General features: G+C 62.5%; 19 protein-coding genes. 11 read left to right on the top strand and 8 right to left on the bottom strand.

The genetic code is table 11. The features are described from left to right. Positions 1–26 precede the first annotated feature (26 nt). From hutU to V3C40_RS08650, 7 genes are all read left to right on the top strand, one after another. Entirely contained in the window at positions 27–1,736 is a 1,710-nt protein-coding gene (gene hutU, locus V3C40_RS08680) for a urocanate hydratase (RefSeq protein ID WP_072454965.1), read from the top strand. Between the two features lie 8 nt (positions 1,737–1,744). Further along, complete coding sequence (hutH, locus tag V3C40_RS08675; protein ID WP_046684340.1) at positions 1,745–3,304, top strand: histidine ammonia-lyase; 1,560 nt, start codon at positions 1,745–1,747, stop codon at positions 3,302–3,304. Between the two features lie 20 nt (positions 3,305–3,324). Next, positions 3,325–4,113 (top strand): N-formylglutamate deformylase, encoded by a 789-nt coding sequence (gene hutG / locus V3C40_RS08670; protein WP_331777179.1) that lies wholly within the window; start codon positions 3,325–3,327, stop codon positions 4,111–4,113. Next, the gene (locus tag V3C40_RS08665; protein ID WP_331777178.1) at positions 4,098–5,474 is read left to right on the top strand and encodes a formimidoylglutamate deiminase; all 1,377 of its coding nucleotides are present in this window, start codon (positions 4,098–4,100) and stop codon (positions 5,472–5,474) included. Before hutG ends, V3C40_RS08665 begins: the two co-directional genes overlap by 16 nt. Continuing rightward, entirely contained in the window at positions 5,474–6,049 is a 576-nt protein-coding gene (locus tag V3C40_RS08660; RefSeq protein ID WP_319990620.1) for a HutD/Ves family protein, read from the top strand. Before V3C40_RS08665 ends, V3C40_RS08660 begins: the two co-directional genes overlap by 1 nt. A gap of 12 nt (positions 6,050–6,061) precedes the next feature. Continuing rightward, positions 6,062–7,288, top strand: coding sequence for an imidazolonepropionase (hutI, locus tag V3C40_RS08655; RefSeq protein WP_331777177.1), 1,227 nt, complete (start codon positions 6,062–6,064; stop codon positions 7,286–7,288). 69 nt (positions 7,289–7,357) lie between these two features. Beyond that, complete coding sequence (locus tag V3C40_RS08650; protein ID WP_331777176.1) at positions 7,358–8,803, top strand: glycine betaine ABC transporter substrate-binding protein; 1,446 nt, start codon at positions 7,358–7,360, stop codon at positions 8,801–8,803. An 11-nt stretch (positions 8,804–8,814) separates the two neighbouring features. Here the strand turns inward: V3C40_RS08650 and V3C40_RS08645 are convergent, their stop codons facing one another. Then, the gene (locus V3C40_RS08645) at positions 8,815–8,994 is read right to left on the bottom strand and encodes a hypothetical protein (RefSeq protein ID WP_034746290.1); all 180 of its coding nucleotides are present in this window, start codon (positions 8,992–8,994) and stop codon (positions 8,815–8,817) included. Between the two features lie 220 nt (positions 8,995–9,214). Between V3C40_RS08645 and V3C40_RS08640 the strand changes: the two genes are divergently transcribed. Beyond that, positions 9,215–9,352, top strand: a complete 138-nt coding sequence (locus tag V3C40_RS08640; protein WP_161781466.1) for a hypothetical protein — start codon at positions 9,215–9,217, stop codon at positions 9,350–9,352. Between the two features lie 222 nt (positions 9,353–9,574). Here the strand turns inward: V3C40_RS08640 and V3C40_RS08635 are convergent, their stop codons facing one another. The 4 genes from V3C40_RS08635 to V3C40_RS08620 form a co-directional block, all read right to left on the bottom strand. Beyond that, positions 9,575–10,081 (bottom strand): GNAT family N-acetyltransferase, encoded by a 507-nt coding sequence (locus V3C40_RS08635; protein WP_331777175.1) that lies wholly within the window; start codon positions 10,079–10,081, stop codon positions 9,575–9,577. After that, a complete protein-coding gene (locus V3C40_RS08630; RefSeq protein WP_331777174.1) occupies positions 10,078–11,022 on the bottom strand; it encodes a DMT family transporter in 945 nt (314 codons plus the stop codon). The genes V3C40_RS08635 and V3C40_RS08630 overlap by 4 nt, the downstream gene beginning before the upstream one ends. A gap of 318 nt (positions 11,023–11,340) precedes the next feature. Continuing rightward, entirely contained in the window at positions 11,341–11,790 is a 450-nt protein-coding gene (locus V3C40_RS08625; protein ID WP_034746298.1) for a glycine zipper 2TM domain-containing protein, read from the bottom strand. Between the two features lie 137 nt (positions 11,791–11,927). Then, positions 11,928–12,356: an Mpo1 family 2-hydroxy fatty acid dioxygenase gene (locus V3C40_RS08620; RefSeq protein WP_331777173.1), complete on the bottom strand. Its 429-nt coding sequence runs from the start codon at positions 12,354–12,356 to the stop codon at positions 11,928–11,930. A gap of 475 nt (positions 12,357–12,831) precedes the next feature. On the opposite strand from V3C40_RS08620, the gene V3C40_RS08615 reads away from it, so the two are divergent. Then, entirely contained in the window at positions 12,832–13,332 is a 501-nt protein-coding gene (locus tag V3C40_RS08615) for a DNA-deoxyinosine glycosylase (RefSeq protein WP_331777344.1), read from the top strand. Between the two features lie 122 nt (positions 13,333–13,454). Beyond that, complete coding sequence (locus V3C40_RS08610; protein ID WP_331777172.1) at positions 13,455–13,874, top strand: hypothetical protein; 420 nt, start codon at positions 13,455–13,457, stop codon at positions 13,872–13,874. A gap of 190 nt (positions 13,875–14,064) precedes the next feature. On the opposite strand, the gene V3C40_RS08605 is transcribed toward V3C40_RS08610, so the two are convergent. Continuing rightward, entirely contained in the window at positions 14,065–15,279 is a 1,215-nt protein-coding gene (locus V3C40_RS08605) for a hypothetical protein (protein ID WP_331777171.1), read from the bottom strand. A 107-nt stretch (positions 15,280–15,386) separates the two neighbouring features. Further along, positions 15,387–16,253, bottom strand: a complete 867-nt coding sequence (locus tag V3C40_RS08600; protein WP_331777170.1) for an HDOD domain-containing protein — start codon at positions 16,251–16,253, stop codon at positions 15,387–15,389. Between the two features lie 290 nt (positions 16,254–16,543). Between V3C40_RS08600 and V3C40_RS08595 the strand changes: the two genes are divergently transcribed. After that, on the top strand, positions 16,544–17,122 hold the full coding sequence (locus V3C40_RS08595; RefSeq protein ID WP_331777169.1) for a DNA-3-methyladenine glycosylase: 579 nt from the start codon (positions 16,544–16,546) through the stop codon (positions 17,120–17,122). Here the strand turns inward: V3C40_RS08595 and V3C40_RS08590 are convergent. Then, positions 17,119–18,813, bottom strand: coding sequence for a methyl-accepting chemotaxis protein (locus V3C40_RS08590; protein ID WP_331777168.1), 1,695 nt, complete (start codon positions 18,811–18,813; stop codon positions 17,119–17,121). The two genes, V3C40_RS08595 and V3C40_RS08590, sit on opposite strands and share 4 nt — an antisense overlap. Positions 18,814–18,864: the final 51 nt, after the last annotated feature.

The following is an 18,864-nucleotide window of genomic DNA, read 5'->3' as shown; positions in this document are numbered from 1 at the left end:
CCGCTCGCACCCTACGAGGAGACAGCATGAACAGCACAATGGACACCGATCCACGCTTTGATGCCAGCCGTACCATCCGCGCCCCGCGCGGCACGGTCATGGCTTGCAAGAGTTGGCAGGCCGAGGCGGCCTACCGCATGTTGCAAAATAATCTGGACCCGGAAGTGGCGGAAAATCCGCAGCATCTGGTCGTCTACGGCGGCATCGGCCGCGCCGCCCGCAACTGGGCCTGTTTCGACCAGATCCTCGCCTCGCTGCGCGAACTGGAAGACGACCAGACCTTGCTGATCCAGTCCGGCAAACCGGTGGGCGTGTTCCAGACCCACGCGGATGCGCCGCGCGTGCTGATCGCGAACTCCAACCTGGTGCCGAAATGGGCGAACTGGGAACACTTCAACGAACTCGATCGGCAAGGCCTGTTCATGTACGGCCAGATGACGGCCGGCAGCTGGATCTATATCGGCACGCAGGGCATCGTGCAAGGCACGTATGAAACCTTCGCAGAGGCGGGCCGCCAGCATTTCGGCGGTGACTGGGGCGGGCGCTGGATTCTGACGGCGGGCCTGGGCGGCATGGGCGGCGCGCAGCCGCTGGCCGCCACCATGGCGGGCGCTGTCTCGCTCAATATCGAATGCCAGCAAAGCAGCATCGACTTCCGTCTGCGCACGCGCTACCTGGACAAGCAGGCGGCCAGCCTGGACGAAGCCCTGGAACTGGTCAAATATCATACCGAACGCAAGGAAGCGATCTCCATTGGCCTCTTGGGCAACGCGGCCGAAGTGCTGCCGGAACTGGTGCGCCGCGCGAAAGCGGGCGGCCTGGTACCGGACCTGGTGACGGACCAGACGTCCGCGCATGACCTGGTCAACGGCTATCTGCCGCGCGGCTGGAGCGTGTCGGACTGGAAGGCGGCGCAGCAGGATCCGCAGCGCCATGCGCGCCTGACGGTGGCGGCCGCCGATTCCTGCGCCGCCCACGTGCAAGCCATGCTCGATTTCCACGCCATGGGCGTGCACACGGTCGACTATGGCAACAACATCCGCCAGGTGGCGTTCGACCAGGGTGTGCAGAACGCCTTCGATTTCCCCGGCTTCGTGCCCGTCTACATCCGCCCGCAATTTTGCGAAGGGCGCGGGCCGTTCCGCTGGGTGGCTCTGTCGGGCGACCCGGAAGACATCTATAAAACGGATGCGAAGATCAAGGAGCTGTTCCCGCACCACAAGCAGGTGCACCACTGGCTGGACATGGCGCGCGAGCGCATCGCCTTCCAGGGCCTGCCGGCGCGCATCTGCTGGCTGGGACTGGGCGAGCGCCACATCGCCGGCCTGGCCTTCAACGAGATGGTGCGCACGGGCGAGCTGAAGGCCCCCATTGTCATCGGCCGCGACCACCTCGATACGGGCTCCGTCGCCAGCCCGAACCGCGAGACGGAAAGCATGAAGGACGGCACGGACGCCGTTTCCGACTGGCCGCTGCTCAACGCCATGCTCAACACGGCCGGCGGCGCCACCTGGGTCTCGCTGCACCATGGCGGCGGCGTGGGAATGGGGTATTCTCAGCATGCGGGCATGGTCATCGTGGCCGATGGCACGGAAAGCGCGGCGAAACGCCTGGCCAGGGTGCTGGTCAACGACAGCGGCTCGGGCGTGATGCGCCATGCCGATGCCGGCTACGAAACAGCGGCCGCCTGCGCCAAGCGCAACAACCTGAACCTGCCGATGCTTAATACGAAGTGAAAGCAAACATGACACAGCACTCCAAAAGTTGGACCCTGAAACCGGGCGCGATGACCCTGGGCGACCTGCGCGCCGTGTGGGCCGCACCCGCGAAACTGATCCTTGCCGCCGAGGCCTATCCCGTCATCGAAGCATCGGCCGCCGCCGTGCAAGCCATCGTCGCCAAGGGCGATGCGGCCTACGGCATCAACACGGGTTTCGGCCTGCTGGCCAAGACGCGCATCCCCGATGAAAAGCTCGAGCAATTGCAGCGCAACCTGATCCTGTCGCACTCGGTCGGCACGGGCGAACTGCTGTCGGACGCCGTCGTGCGTCTGATCATGCTGATGAAGATCGGCAGCCTGGCGCGCGGCTTTTCCGGCGTGCGCCCGCTGATCGTCGACACCCTGATCGCGCTGTACAACGCGGGCATCATGCCGGCCATTCCCGCCAAGGGTTCCGTCGGCGCCTCGGGCGACCTGGCGCCGCTGTCGCACATGACTTTGGCCATGCTGGGCGTGGGCGAGGTGCGCGTCAACGGCGAATTGATGGCGGCGCCCGAAGCGCTGGCGCAGGCGGGCATCGCGCCCGTCGTGCTGGCGGCGAAAGAGGGCCTGGCGCTGATCAACGGCACGCAGGTGTCGAACGCGCTGGCGCTGCATGGTCTGTTCATGGCCGAACGCCTGCTGGAAGCGGCCATGGTCACGGGCGCGCTGTCGCTCGATGCGGCCAAGGGGAGCGACTCGCCATTCGACGCGCGTGTGCATGCCGTGCGCGGACAGCCGGGGCAGATCCTGGCCGCGCAGATGTACCGCCAGTTGGTGGCGCACAGCGCCATTCGCGCCTCGCACCTGGAAGGCGACGAGCGCGTGCAGGACCCGTACAGCCTGCGCTGCCAGCCGCAAGTCATGGGCGCCTGCCTGGACCTGATCGGTAACGTCGGCCGCACCCTGCTGATCGAAGCCAATGCCGTCACGGACAATCCGCTGATCTTCCAGGATGGCCCGAACGGGCAGGCGGAGATCGTCTCGGGCGGCAATTTCCACGCCGAGCCGGTGGCCTTTGCGGCCGACACCCTGGCGCTGGCGATTGCTGAAATCGGCGCGCTGGCTGAGCGCCGCATCGCGCTGCTGATCGACGCCACGCTCTCCGGCCTGCCGCCCTTCCTCGTGCGCGACCCAGGCGTCAATTCCGGTTTCATGATCGCCCATGTGACGGCGGCCGCGCTGGCGTCGGAAAACAAGTCGCTTGCCCATCCGGCCAGCGTCGACAGCCTGCCCACTTCCGCCAACCAGGAAGACCACGTGAGCATGGCCACGTTCGCCGGGCGCCGCCTGGACGACATGGCGCACAACACGGCCGTCATCGTCGGCATCGAGCTGCTGGCCGCCGCGCAGGGCATCGATTTCCACCGTCCGCTGAAAACCTCGCCGCACCTCGAGCACGTGCATCAACAGCTGCGCCAGAAAGTGCCGTTCTTCGACGCCGACCGCTTCTTCGCGCCCGATATCGAAGCGGCCAAGCAGATGGTGCTGCAGGGTGAGTTGAGCAGCAAGTGCAAGAATTTGTTCGCCCCGCTGTACGCCTGAGCGGGCGCAAGGAGACAAGCATGGATTTCCGCTTCAACGAAGGCAGCATCCCGCTGCTCGTGTCGATGCCCCACGTGGGCACCGATATACCCGACGATATCGCCGCGCGCATGACGCCCCAGGCCCTGGTCAAGGCCGATACGGACTGGCATTTGCGCGAACTGTATGGTTTTTTGCAGGAGATGGATGCGTCCGTGCTGTCGGCGCGCTGGTCGCGCTACGCCATCGACTTGAACCGCCCGCAGGAAGACACGAATCTGTATCCGGGCCAGGATACGACGGGCTTGCTGCCCAACGATACCTTCCACCGTGAGCCGCTGTACCTGGCCGGCAAGGAACCCGATGCGGCCGATGTGCAGCGCCGGCTGCAGCGCTACTGGGCGCCGTATCACGCGCAGCTGCGCGCGGAACTGGACCGGCTGCTGCGCGTGCACGGCGCCGTGGTGCTGTGGGATGCCCATTCCATCGCCTCGCATGTGCCGCGCTTCTTTGACGGCAAGCTGCCCGACCTGAACTTCGGCACGGCCGATGGGGCCAGCTGCGATGGCGGCCTGACGTCGGCCGTGGTCGATATCGCGCGCGCGCAGGATCAATTTACGGTTGCGCTGAATGGCCGCTTCAAAGGCGGCCACATCACGCGCCATTACGGCCAGCCGGACAGCCGCGTGCATGCGATCCAGCTGGAGATGTGCCAGTGCCTGTACATGGACGAGACGGCGCCGTTTGGCTACCGGCCCGACCTGGCGGCGCAGGTGCAGCCGCTGCTGCGTCAGATGATGGAAGCGGCCGTGGCATGGGTGGCGCGTTGAGCGGCTGCTTGTTTGCCCGCCACGCGCTGCTGCCGCAAGGCTGGCGCCGCGACGTGCTGCTGGAATGGGACGCGGCCGGCGATCTGACGGCGGTGGCGGACAACGCCGCGCCGCCGCCCGGCGCGGAAGTGGCCGAATACGTCTTGCCCGGCATGGTCAACCTGCATTCGCACGCGTTCCAGCGGGCGCTGGGCGGTATGACGGAGATTGCAGGTGATGGCACTGACAGCTTCTGGACCTGGCGCGACCTGATGTACCGTTTCGCGCATCACATCACGCCGCAGCAGATGGAAACCATCGCCGCACAGCTGTTTGCCGAATGCCTGCGCCATGGCTACACGGCCGTGTGCGAATTCCACTATCTGCAGCGCGATGCGGCCGGCGCGCTGTATGCACGCCCTGCGGAAACGGCGGAACGGGTGCTGGCCGCGGCGCGCCTCAGTGGCATCGGCGTGACCATGCTGCCCGTGCTGTACAGCCATGCGGGTTTCGGCGCACAGCCCCTCAAACCCGAGCAGGCGCGCTTTCGCACCGGTGCGGATGACGTGCTGCGCATCGTCGAAGCGCTGGCGCCGCAGCGCGGCGGGCAGGTGGAGGTGGGCTTTGCGCCCCATTCCCTGCGCGCGGCCGGCGTGGCGCAGATCCGTGAAGTGGCGCAAGCGCTGCCCGTGGACCGCCCCATCCACATCCATATCGCCGAGCAGCAGGGCGAAGTGCGCCAGAGTCTCGATGTCACCGGCCTGCGCCCGGTGCAGTATTTGTACGATCAAATCGACGTCGGTGCGCGCTGGTGTCTCGTGCATGCCACGCATGTGCAGCCCGATGAAGTGGCGTTGATGGCGGCCAGCGGCGCCGTCGCGGGCCTGTGCCCGACGACGGAAGCGAACCTGGGTGACGGCCTGTTCCCGCTGGCTGAATTCATTGCCGCCGGCGGGCGTTTCGGCGTCGGCAGCGACAGCCACGTGTCGCAGTCGCCGGTGGAGGAATTGCGCTGGCTCGAATATGGCCAGCGCTTGCAGCGCCAGCAGCGCAATGTGGCCGCTACGCCCGAAGAACGCCATGTGGGCGACTACCTGTGGCAAACGGCCTTGCGGGGCGGCGCGCAGGCGGCCGGGCGCAAGCTCGGTGCCCTGGCGCCCGGCTGCCGTGCCGACTTGCTGGTGCTCGACGACGCGCATGTGAACCTGTGCGGCGTGGCCATCGCTGATGTGCTGGGCAGCGTACTATTTTGCGGCAACGACAATCTGGTGCGTGACGTGCTGTGCGGCGGCCAGTGGCAGGTGCGCGATGGGCGCCACGTGGCGCAGGACGCCATTGCCACCGCCTACAAGCGCACCCTGGCGCAACTGAGGGCACTCTGATGGCAACCTTCATCCCGCAGGAATACCTGCGCGCCGCGCCGTGGAAAAACGGCGGCGGCAGCACGACGGAAATTGCGATTGCTCCCCCGGGTGCCGGCTTCGACGATTTCGACTGGCGCATCAGCCTGGCGACGATCACGGCCAGCGGGCCATTTTCCAGCTTTCCCGGTATCGACCGCAGTCTGATGCTGGTCGATGGCGACAGTGTGCAGCTGACGCTCGATGGCGCGCGCAAGGTGACCTTGAGCGCGGCGCAACCGATGCTGTGGTTTCCCGGCGAAGCGGCCGTGGTTGCGCAGGTCAAGGGGCCGACGACGGATTTCAATGTGATGACGCGGCGCGACCGCTGCCGCCACCAGCTGGAAAAAATCACGGCGCCGGGCAAGCTGGCGCGGCGCAGCGCGGCGACCCTGCTGTTCGTCGCCGGTGAAGGCCACGTGCTGGCACGCGGTGGCGAGCAGCAGTTCGCGCTGGCCCGCCATGACGCGCTGCTGCTCGACGCCGACGATGCACCGGACTGGCGGCTCGACGCCTTGCAGCGCACGGCCGTGCTCCGCGTCGACCTGTTCATCTAGGAAGGAACACATATGCAAGACTGGGATATGGTCATCCACAACGTCCACCTGGCCACGATGGAGCATGGCTATGGCGAGCTGCTCGACGCGGCCATCGCCGTCAAGGATGGCCGCATCGCGTGGTTCGGCCCCGGCGACGAGCTGCCGGCCAGCGGCGCGGTGCTGCACGACGGCCAGGGCTGCTGGCTGACGCCAGGCCTGATCGACTGCCATACGCACATCGTCCACGCGGGCAACCGCAGCGACGAATTCGAGGCGCGCCTGAATGGCGCCAGCTATGAAGACATCAGCCGCGCCGGCGGCGGCATCATGTCCACCGTGCGCGCCACGCGCGCGGCCAGCGACGACGAATTGCTGCGGCAAAGCCTGCCCCGCGTGCTGGCGCTGCTGGCCGAGGGTGTGACGACCCTGGAGATCAAGTCCGGCTACGGTCTTGACGCGGATAGCGAGGCGAAGATGCTGCGTGTCGCGCGCAGGATAGGGGAACAGCTGCCGGTCACTGTGCGCACCACCTTCCTCGGCGCGCACGCGCTGCCGCCCGAATATGCTGGCCAGGCCGACTCTTATATCGAGCTGCTGTGCGCGCGGATGCTGCCCCAGTTGGCGGGCGATGGACTGGTCGACGCCGTCGACGCGTTTTGCGAGCGCATCGGCTTTACGCCGGCGCAAACGCAGCGGGTGTTCGAGGCGGCACAGGCGCTGGGCCTGCCCGTCAAATTACATGCGGAGCAGTTGTCGGACCTGGGCGGCGCGGCGCTGGTGGCGCGCTACGATGGCCTGTCGGCCGACCACCTGGAATTTCTGTCGGAAGAGGGCGTCGCCGCCATGGCGCAACACGGCACGGTGGCCGTGCTGCTGCCGGGCGCGTATTATTTTTTGCGTGAGACGCAGCCGCCGCCTGTCGCGGCATTGCGCGCGGCCGGCGTGCCGATGGCCGTGTCCACCGATTGCAACCCGGGCACGTCGCCGATGACGTCCCTGCTGCTGGCGATGAACATGGCGTGTACCCTGTGGCGCTTGACGCCGCAGGAAGCGCTGGCCGGCTGCACGATCCACGCGGCGCGCGCGCTGGGTTTGCAGGATCGGACGGGCAGCCTGGTGGTGGGCAAGCGCGCCGATTTCGCCCTGTGGCGCATCGCGCGTCCGGCCGACCTGGCGTATGCGCTGGGCCTGAACCCGTGCGCGGGCGTGGTGCATGGCGGTGTCTGGCGCGCGCCGGTGGTAAGCTTGCCGGATTGATCATCCGCCCTGGAGCGCCGCGTGCGTGTTGTTTACCTGTTGTTGTTGCTTGTTTTTGGCGCCGCGCCCATGTCCTCCCTTGCCCAGGATGGCGGCACCCTGAAGGTGGGCTCGAAGCGCTTCACGGAATCGTACATCCTCGGCGAAATCCTCCAGCAGAGCGCCGCGCCGCACGTCAAGGCGCAGCACCGCCAGGGCCTGGGCAACACGGCCATCGTGCTCGCCGCGCTGCAGGCGGGCAGCATTGACGTGTATGCCGAATACATGGGCACCATCGGCAGCGAAATCCTCAAGCACGACAAGGCCATCGATCTGGCGCAGATGCGGCGCGAGCTGGCGGCGCTGGGCCTGGGCGTGGCCGTGCCGCTGGGCTTTAACAATACCTATGCGCTGGCAGTGCGCCATGATGAAAAATCCATCGCCAGCCTGGCGCAACTGGCCCAATACCCGGCCCTGACATTCGGCCTGTCGCATGAATTCATCGGCCGTGTCGATGGCTGGCCGGGCCTGGCCGCCCGCTATGGCTTGCCGCAGCGCCCGCGCGGACTCGATCACGGCATCGCCTATGAAGCGCTGGCGCAGCGCCAGGTGGACGTGATCGATATTTACTCGACGGATGCGAAGATCCGCCAGTACGGTTTGCGCGTGCTGGCCGACACGCAGCAGTACTTTCCCCGCTACGACGCCATGCTGTTGTACCGGCTCGACGTGCCGCAGCGTTTTCCCGCCGCCTGGCTGGCGTTGCAAGGGCTGCAGGGACGCATCAGCGAGAGCGACATGATCGCCATGAATGCGGCCGTGGAAATCGATGGCAAGCGTTTTTCCGAGGTGGCGCGGCAGTGGTTGGCTTCCGGCACGCAGGCGAACAAGCCGGCCGCGGCGCGCGGCAAGCTGCTCGATAAAATCATCGGCGACGACCTGTGGACCCTGACGCGCCAGCATCTGACCCTGGTGCTGCTGTCGGTGGCATTGGCGTGCCTGATCGGCATTCCGCTGGGCGTGCTGGCGGCGTTTTCGGCGCCGCTGCGCCAGACGGTGCTGGCCTTCGTCGGCGTGCTGCAGACGGTGCCCTCGCTGGCCCTGCTGGCGATATTGATCCCCTTGCTGGGCATGATCGGCACCGTGCCGGCGCTGGTGGCGCTATTCGTGTACGCGTTGCTGCCCATCGTGCGCAACACGTGCACGGGCATCTTGCAGGTGCCGCAAGGTTTGCGCATGGCGGCGCTGGCGCTGGGCTTGAGCAAGCGCGACCGCCTGCTGCACGTGGACTTGCCGCTGGCCTTGCCCGTGATGCTGGCGGGCGTGAAAACGGCGGCCGTGATGAGCGTGGGCACGGCCACCATCGCCGCCTTCATCGGTGCGGGCGGCTACGGCGAACGCATCACCATCGGCCTGGCGCTCAATGACAATGACATGCTGCTGGCCGGCGCGATCCCCGCAGCCGTGCTGGCCTTGCTGACGCAGGGCTTGTTCGAGCTGGTGGAGCGCTGGGCCGTTGCCGGCCGGCAGCGCTGACGGCATCACGGTTACAGCGAGTGCAGTTTCGAGCGCACCGAGACGACGGCCTGGTGCAGGATGCGTTCGGCCTGGAAGTCGTTCTCGCGCTGTTCGGCGATGGCTTGCAAGTCGCGCGTGTAGCGCTCCAGGCGGGAGCGAAGGTAGGCGCGGTAGATTTTCATGACGAGCGGTTTGGCAGAAACATTCATGATGTGGCTCCCGTATGCGATTCGTTCATTGATTCGTTCATTGTGTGTGAGCGCATTGCCGCCATTTTGCGTCGCATCAAACGCCAGCGTGCTGTCACTTTGGCGCGTTTGATCTTCCGCAATGTCCCCCAGGCCGAAGATGCCACACTGAATTTTCCCTGCTCGCCTGGTCATCATCAGCCGCAGGCCTGATTCCTCAAGCATACTCAAGGAGCGTCGCATGGTCATTTTTGCCGTGGTTGCTGGCTGCATCGCCTGCCTGACAGTGTACCAAATCTATAAAAAATCGCAGGGTGGCAGTGGGGTTGCGCAACAACATATCGGCTTGCACGGCACATTGATTGAGCCACGGAAATAATCAGTGGCATCCGAGCGACACTGGGTGACACTTGGTTAGCGGATTTAAGTCAAATGTAAGGCCCGGTAAGCAAATGTAAAGGTCTGCGCCATCGCAAGCGGCAGCGTTTATATTGATAACCGTTGATTGCATTCTCCCCCTCCCACTTGACAATGGGTTCTGCCCCGCGGTGCCGCTAGCCCGCGGGGATTTTTTTTGGAACTTACTCTTACAGTTACCCCATCAGGCCGATGTTGGCGTGCCCGCCGACAATTGCGTCAAGGCATCGCCAGCGACCCGGCAGATGCGCCAGTCCGGCATCACGTCCGCGCCCATGCCCTTGTAGAAGTTGATCGCGTTTTCATTCCAGTCCAGCACCGACCATTCGAAGCGGCCGCAATCGCGTTCGACGGCCAGTTGCGCCAGCGCCACCAGCATCTGCTTGCCATAACCCTTGCCGCGCACCGATTGCTTCACGTACAGGTCTTCCAGGTACAGGCCCTTGCGGCACAGGAAGGTGGAAAAATTATGGAAGAACAGGGCGAAGGTCACGACTTCACCATTTTCCTCGCCGACCAGCGCTTCGCACGCGGGATGGGCGCCGAACAGGCTGTCGTGCAGCATGGATTCCTTGGCGATCATCATGTGTTCGAGTTTTTCAAACACGGCCAATTCATGGATCATGCCGAAGATGGCGGCCACGTCGGATGCGGCCGCGGGACGGATGGCGAGGGAGGAAAAGGTGCTCATGTTGCCTTTGCTGATGGAGTGGTGGAAAGGGAAGCGATGGTACTCGTCTTGCGCGCGCCCGACGTCAGGGCCCAGGCCACGCTGGACAGGCACAGCACCATGCCCACCCATTCGATGGCGGCAGGCCGGTAGTGTTCGAACTGCACCGACAGCAGCACGGAAATGACGGGCGTGACGACGCCGATATACACGGTCTTTTGCGTGCCGATGCGGGCGATTAACGTGAAATACGCGCTGAATGCGATCACCGAACCGAAGATGGCCAGGTACACCAATCCCATCCAGTAACTGGGGCGCGTCGGCAATTGCCAGGACTGGCCCGTGGCGATGGCCCAGGCGGCCACCATCAAGGTGCCCCACAGCATGGTCCAGGCCATGGTCAGCATCACGTTGCCCGAATGTTCGCGCACTTTCATGACGAGGGCGTTGCCTGCCGTGCTCGACACGGTAGCCACCAGCGCCAGGATAAAACCGAGCAGAAAATGGCCATTGCCGCCGCCCAGAATATCTTGCAGCGCCGCACCGATGGACTGGTAAAACAGCAGCACGATGCCGCAGATAGCGACGAATGCCGCGCAGCAGGTGCTCAAGGTGATCGGTGTGCCGAAGGCGATGCGGTTGAGCAACGGCGTCCAGAAGACCATCAGCGCAAACAGCACGCTGACGAGGGCCGACACCAGATACTGTTCGGAACTATACGTGCACACATAGCTGAGGGCAAACGAGGCCAGTCCCTGCAGCAACATCCATTTTTGCGCGCGCCAGGGCAGGCGCAAGCGGTCGCCGCGCACGGCGCACCAGGCAAACAGGGTGGCGGACGCGAGGCCGAAGCGGTAGACCACGGAAACGGCGGGGGCGACATCGCCCAGCTGCAAGGTGATGGCCCAGAAAGTGGAGCCCCAGATCAGGCAGGCAATGATGAACAGGAGAGGAGATGACATCGCGCAAGTATACGGGCATCGCGCGGGGATGGCGAGTGCGGTCGAGTTTGCTCAATGTGCCGTCAGGAGACAGCCAGGATTGAGCCAGCGCAGTGCTTCTGGAAAATGTTGAATTTATGAAAATATTTACTTTATTATCAAGTAAATATTTTCCCGATTGCATCTTTGAAGGGGACCGCCATGCCAGCCTCACTGCAGATCAAAGTATGGAGCGTGCTTGTGTATGTCGTCGTGACGGCGGTGATTGCCATCTGGCTGCACCCTTCAGTCTTGCTCGCTGCCGGCGCATTCGGCTGAGCGCGTGCGCCAGCAAGCGGATCAGTGCGTGACGCGGGTCTTGCGGCCGTCCGACAGCAGGCGCACACGCTCGCCCGGGCGGAACAGCTCGTCGGCGTCTTGCACGATGGCGCGCATGTCGCCATTGTCCAGGCGTACGGTGATTTCCAGACCGGCCTTGTTCGAGGCATTCGCTTCGATGCTCTTGCCGGCCATGCCGCCAGCGACGGCACCGAGGATGCTGGCCGCGATGGCGCCCTTGCCGCCACCGACTGTCGAGCCGGCCACGCCGCCCAGCGCCGCGCCAGCCAGCACGCCTGTGCCCGTTTCGCCCTTGTCGATGGTTACCTGGCGCACGGATTCAACCGTGCCCATGCGAACCGATTGTTCGTTCTGCGCCTGGCGGGCATTGTAGACATTTGCCGAATTCGGTTGTACGGCGCAGCCGGCCAGGGTGGCGAGCAATGCCACTGCAATAATTGGTGCTTTCATGTGGGACTCCCTTGGACAAAAGTTGGTTGCCGATTGCGTCGACCGGCAGATGATGACTTATCATAAGGACACTTGCCTCAGATAACTAGTTGCGAATAGTAAAAATCTGTTACTGCTTTCGCATAACCGCTTGCCGCTCAATACGCCAGCCGCAGGTGCCGGTACAAAAATCCCAGCACGAACAGCGGTCCCACCAGCAAAAAGCGCAAGTCGTCCAGGAACGATGGTTTCTTGCCTTCGATCTGGTGGCCGATGAACTGGCCTATCCAGGCCAGCACAAACAGCGCCAGCGACACGGGCAGGATGGTCAGCGGCGGCATGAGCAAGAGCAGACCCAGCATGGCGGCCAGCATCGCCAGCATGCCCACCGCAAACGGGCGCGACAGCTTGTAATAATAGTATAAGGCGAGAATACTGCCGAGCAGCGCCACGCTGGGATGCACGCTCCACAGCAGCCCCAGCAAGCTGAAAACGATTAGCGGCACGCACACGATGTGTACCCACTCATTGACGTGGTTGCGGTGGCTTTCGCCATACTGGGCCAGCAGGGTGTCGATGGTGCGCATGGGCGGTCTCTTGTGGTGTTCTTGCTGGAAATTCTACACCGGAACGCAAGCCGCCGAACGCACCATTCTGCGGCGTAATTGTCTAATTAGTAATTTCGCGTTATTATTTCCCATTGGAAATATTTCCGTTCATTTCAAAGGCATCCGTGACATCGCCAGCCAGCCACCCTGATTACCAGCGCTATTCCATGATATCCCTGCAGCAAGCCTTGTCCGGGTGGCGGCTTTGCGTGGCGAGACGGCTCGGCAAGCGCGCACGATAGTGGCGCAGCGCTATGGACCCGGCTACCAATTCCATGTCAACGGCGTCGGCAATGCCGTCACACCGCAAGGCAGGTTTCATACGGCACAGGTGGTGGTATGGGATGGCAAGAGCATCATATCCGTGCCCGTGCAATGGCCACAGTAAAATAAGCGCTGCCACCACTCCCACAGGATGCCGCTTTTGACCCGCATATCGTCTGTTGAACTGTCCATGCCGGACATCCGCAAGCGCTGCTTCGATCCCGTCGTCGACGCCAACACGCGCTTGCTGATACTGGGCAGCCTGCCCGGCGAAAAATCGCTGGCGCACAGCCAGTACTATGCGCATCCGCAAAACAAGTTCTGGATGCTGCTGGGCGAGGTGCTGGGCGTGGATTTGAAAAGCCAGCCCTATGAGGAACGTCTGGCGACCTTGCTGGCGCACGGCGTGGGCTTGTGGGACGTGGTGGCGCAGGCGCAGCGTGCGGGCAGCCTGGACAGCAATATCCGTGCGCGCGACGACAACGACCTCGTGGCCCTGGCCGCCAGCCTGCCGAAGTTGCACACGATCGCCTTCAACGGCGGCACGGCGGCAAAGCTGGGTATTAAGGTGCTGGGCGAACACGCGCAGCGCTACCGCATCGTCAGCTTGCCGTCGAGCAGCCCGGCTTACACGCTGGCATATGTAGAGAAACTACATGCTTGGCATCAGTTAATTGTTGCGACTAATTAATTTTATTGGAAATACTTTAATATAAAAAAATTTTTATATGTGATTGGTGTTTTTTTGATGGGTGTATTAATCCCATATTGTCTTTTTGAATCAATATAATTAATTTTCAGAGAGGTCTTGATTTGTTTATTTTAAAGGATGGGCGTGCTTTTTTTCTTGAATTTCTCCGAAATCTGACGCCACAAATACTTTTGCTATCATTGGCTTTTCTTTTGGGAGGAAAGTTGGACTTTGCAAAATTTGACTTTAATAATTTAACGTCAACCCTTGCATTCTTTTTCTTTTTGTTATTGTTTGGCCTTGCTGCTTACGTAAATATAAGTCTGTATATGGAAAAATTTTATCCAATTAAAAGATTTAATCGAGGAGTGAGGCTGATTGGTGCCAGAAGTGGTGTTAATAAACTAAATATAAATTTAATTTATTTCCGAAAGAATGGTTTGGTTTTTCTTGAGGGAATGTTTGTTATGCTCACTATTGAGTGCACTTTGGCAGGGGTTTTTGTTTCGGCAATAGCAACTGCTAACAAAATGAGTACTTAATTTCCAATGTTTAATTTCTGCCTGGATGTATGGGTTTTCCGGAAATTTTTTGTGAGGTATATTTTAGTTGGCGTAGCTTCTTTTAATTGAAATTCGGTATTATTTTAATAAGAGTTGCATGCTGAAAAATGCGCCTGCAGCCAATGAATGGTTGTTGATCTGCAAGCGTAGTTTTTAAAAACAACAGGGATTAACCCAATTTAGACGCGTACGGCTGCGCTTCCAGCGGCTGTCCCTTGGCATCGAATTTCAGCGCCACGGACAGTTGCGTCACGCCGATGGTGGCCAGTGCGTCGCAGATGTCGTCGACTTCGTCCTGCAAGTCGGCGGCCAGGTCCAGCGGCTTGTCGGCGCTGTGCAGCAGTTCGCCAGCCGCCGTGCTGACGTTGACGCGCAACAGCATTTCGCCATGTTCATCGGCCGGGCCGACGACCACCGAGACGTCGCCGGCGTCTACCTTGTTTTCCGCCAGTGCATGGTTGATGCCGGACATCATCTGCAGCATCGCGTACTCGCTCATGCCTTGTTCCTTGCCGTCGTGGAACAGATCCTGATAGAGGAAGCTCACTTCCAGGACGCTGCCGGCCGGCGCCAGGCAGCGCTTGACGAGCTCGCCCACTTCCGTCGTCCACTGCTGGTAGCGGGCCATGCGCGCGTCGAACCAGGCGTCGAGCGCCGCTTCGTCCTTCGGTTCCGCATAGAACGGGTCGTCCACGCGTTTCAAGGCAAAGCCCAGCAGGAAGCGCAGTTCGACGGCCGTGTCCTGCGGGCCGAAGGCCGTTTCGCTCCAGCCGACGATGCTGCTTTCCAGGCCCGGCGTGGCGACGATTTTCTTGTCCGTCATCGAGCTATACGCATCGCGCACCATCTCGTGCAAATGGCTGTAGGTGATGCGGTCGATTTCATCGAGGTCGTAGGCATGGCTCATCAGGACCACCTTGGCCTTGGCGCTTTCCAGTTCTGCCTGTTGGAAACTTTTCACCAGCGCTTCGAAAGCGTCCTGGTCCTGGAAGCTGTCCGCTTCCTTCAAGCCGCCCGTGCTTTGCACCAGCAGGGGCACGACGAAGGCGTTGATTTCCATGGCCGGCGCGTTGTCGCGGCGGATCACGGAAATGGATGCCGCTTCCTCGATATGGCTGCGCAGGTACTGGTAGGCGCCCACGTCTTCGTATTTCGAACGCTCGATGGCGTCGTACAGGATTTCATCCTTCTTTTGATTCAAGGCCTTGCGGATCAGGCGGCCGAACTCGACGGCTTGCTCGGCCAGCACCGTGCCCTGCGATTCGCTGTCTTCCTGCTCCGCCAGGTTCAGGGCCATCGTGCACAGCATGCGCGTGACGGACTCGTCCTTGTCTTCGGGCGTGTTGGCGGATTTACGGGGGACAGGGCGCTTATTTTTGGGCATGGCGATCAACAGGTTAAGAAATACGGGTCAGGCAAACGGAAACAGGCGCCATGGCTCAGGCCAGGTGCCGGGACAGATCATACAGGCGGACGCGGCCGCCTGATACCTCAATGGTCGGTATCGAACATCTCGTGCAATTCGTCGAGCAGGTCGGCGGCTTCTTCCTGCGACAGGCCGAGATGCTGGCAGGCAAGTTCGCCGCCCTTGTCCCACTCGAGCGAGGTACTGTTGCCATGGTAGCGCTGAATGCCCTTTTCGGCCAGCAGCGACAGGGCGACGAGCGAGCGGATGGCGTCGTCCGTGGACGGGTCGGCCAGCACTGTGTAGTCGTGGTGGTGCAAAATCGCCCAGGAGACATCGGAGGACAGGCCCCAGTTGCGCGCCAGCAGGCAGCCGATGGCCGCGTGGTTGGTCTGGTGGCGCGCGTCTTCTAGTGCTGTAAAGCAATTGTGCGCATCGTTGGCCGCCGCCGCGTACGTGTTGACGTAGTCGGGGAAGCGGTTCATCAGCAGGGGCACGCCGATGTCGCAGAACAGGCCGAAGGTGTGGGCGATATCGGGCGGGGCGATGCGCAGCTTGCGCGAAGTAAATACCAGGGCGCGCGCGCGCTTGGCCGACACATCCCAGAAGTTGGTCAGTTCCACGCCTTCCGCTTCCAGCGCCTGGCGTGCCAGCAAGCCCGTCATCATGGCGCTGCACTGGTTGATCCCAAGAAAGTTGATGCCTTGCTCGACGGACTTGGCCTTGCGCGCGGCGCCATAGAATGGCGAGTTGGCCAATTTCAGCAGGGCGCCGGACATGCCGACGTCATCGGCGATGATGCGCGCGATGCGGCGCGGCGACGGATCCTGTTCCGCCAGTTCGCGCTGCAAGTCGACCAGCAGGCTGGGACGCGGCGGGATACGGATGGAACGCATCAGGGCGTCAACCGGATCTTCCTGCATTACCTGCTTTTGCGCTGCCGCTCTCATCATCACGCTTTCATCATCATTTTTGTGCCCGGTGCTTATTCTGTCGTGCGCTGCCGCTGCCCGCTGCATGAGCGTCTGGCGCAGTGCCCGACGATTATCGCTGTTTATGCACGGCAATAGTTCATCTCTGCAATATTTTGTCGCAAAAATCCCCGTTTTGGCTTGCTTCAGCTGCAATTTTCGTCATTTTACGACGTTGGCCATCCCGTCATCCATGATTAAAAAATCAAGTTTTATTTGTTTCTAAGATGCTTCAAGGCGTGCGGCGCGATGCGCAGCAGTACAATTGCCGGATGAAAAAAATCCTCGTGGGTATCGATTTTGCGGACGATTCCAGCAGCGTGGCGCGCCAGCTGATCGGCGTGACCGTGCTGGTCGACGGCGTGGGCGGACGCATCGTGGAAACGGAAGCGTATGACCGGCTGGACCCGGCCTCGCACACGTATGGCGGCATGACGCCGCGCAATGCGGCCATGTTCGGCCCGCCCGCGCACGCCTATGTCTACCGCTCGTACGGCATCCACTGGTGCCTGAACTTTGTGTGCCGCGAAGCGGGCCATGGCGCGGGCGTGCTGATCCGCGCCATCGAGCCGCTCGTGGGACTCGATGTCATGCGCGAGCGGCGCGGCGTCGAGGATGCGCGGCTGCTGTGCTCGGGGCCGGGCAAGGTTTGCCAGGCGCTCGGTGTCACGCATATGCATAACCGGCTGGCGCTCGATGCGCCACCATTTATGCTACTGGCGCGTGAGGAAGAGGTGACGGTACACGCTGGCCCGCGCATCGGTATTTCCAAAGCGATGGAGACGCCGTGGCGTTTCGTGCTGGCCGGTTCGCCTCACTTGAGCAAACCGATGCGCGCGCCGGCCAGCTAGCTGCGCCGGCGCTGTGGCGTCGTGTTTGCGCCGTGCAAGCCGGGCATGCCGCGCAGCGGGCTATGCAGTGCGCGCCGCTCCTGCTGCGCACTGGCCGGATGCCGGAACGCTTCCTCGTCCGGCGAGGCGGGCTGCGCGGACGCCAGCGGGTCGAGGGTGAACACGGCCACGGCCGCCGACAATTTGACGGCCTGGTCCTGCAAACTGGCCGCCGCTGCCGCCGCCTGCTCCACGAGGGCCGCATTTTGCTGGGTGACGTCATCCATTTGCGTGACGGCCTGATTCACTTCCGTGATGCCGGACGCCTGCTCCGCGCTCGCTTCTTTCACGCGCTGGATGATTTCATTGACTTGCTGCACCGAGGCCACGATGGCGCCCATGCTGTCGCCCGCTTGCTGCACGGCCACGCTGCCGCCATCGATGGTGGTGACCGAGGTGGCGATCAGGGTCTTGATTTCCTTGGCGGCCTGGGCCGAGCGCTGCGCCAGGGTGCGCACTTCGGACGCGACGACGGCAAAGCCGCGGCCTTGTTCTCCTGCGCGCGCCGCTTCCACCGCCGCGTTCAGCGCGAGGATATTGGTCTGGAAGGAAATGCCGTCGATCACGCCGATAATATCCACGATCTGACGCGAATTGGCGCGTATTGTCGCCATCGTCGTCACCGCTTGCTGCATCGACGCACCTCCTTGCACGGCCAGGGTCGATGCTTGCTCCGCCAGCTCGCAGGCCAGCTGGGCGTTGTCGGCGTTGTCATTGACGGCTTGCGTCAGCGCTTCCATGGCGCTCGACGTTTCTTCCAGCGAACTTGCTTGCATTTCCGTGCGCGCCGATAAGTCCAGGTTGCCGGTGGCAATTTCGCGCGAGGCCGTGTCGATCGATTGCACGGCGTCCATGATGGTGCGCAAGGTCTGGTTCAGGTGGGCGATAGTCTGGTCCAGCACGCGTGACGTGCCGGCGATTTCGTCATTGCCCTGCTTGGGCGCGCCGGCCGTCAGCTTGCCCGCAGCCAGGTCTTGCACGGCGTCGGCAATGCCGCGGATTTCCACCAGCATGGCGCGCCGCACCAGCATGGTCACGACGATGGAAACGAGGATAGACAGCAGCACCGTCAGCAGCAGGCTCCAGCCCAGGCTGCGGAACTCGGCGCTGGCCGTCGCATGGGCTTCGCTGCTGAGGCTTGTTTCCAGGGCCGACAGTTGCGCCAGCTGCGTATTGAACTGGACGAATTGGGTTTCCGCCTTGAGCATGGAATTGGTGGCGATCGACTGGTCCATCTGCGCCATTTCCATGGTTTCCAGCACAGCCTTGCGATAGCCGGCCAGCGCCGTGATGGCCGCATCGACCAAGGTGCGCTCGGCGCCTGTGGCCGTGGCGCGCAGCGTGGCCAGCTGGGCGCCGATGGCTGCATGGCGCGTCTTGATCTGTTGCTCCAATGCATCGAGGCGGGCCTTGGCAAAGCTGCCATTCGTCCACGACAGCAACTGGTACATATTGCCGTGTACTTGCCTGGCCTCTCCTAGTACGTCGGCGGCCGCCTTCAAATGCGTGATGCGCACCCGCACCATGTTTTCCAGCGAGGCATTTTGCCGCACCATGCCATACCAGGCGCCGCTCGAGCTGAGTATCAGCAGCAGCAAGACCAGGGTGGGCGCCAGCAATAATTTTGGTCCGATGCGTAATTGATTGAGCATGCTTGACTCCTGGCGATGGCTGTTCAAACCGCAGGCGGCGCACGGCGTGCG

This window comes from Janthinobacterium sp. LS2A (assembly GCF_036543145.1).
GTDB classification, from domain to species: domain Bacteria; phylum Pseudomonadota; class Gammaproteobacteria; order Burkholderiales; family Burkholderiaceae_D; genus Janthinobacterium; species Janthinobacterium aestuarii.
This window is presented reverse-complemented; position numbering and strand designations above follow the sequence as displayed.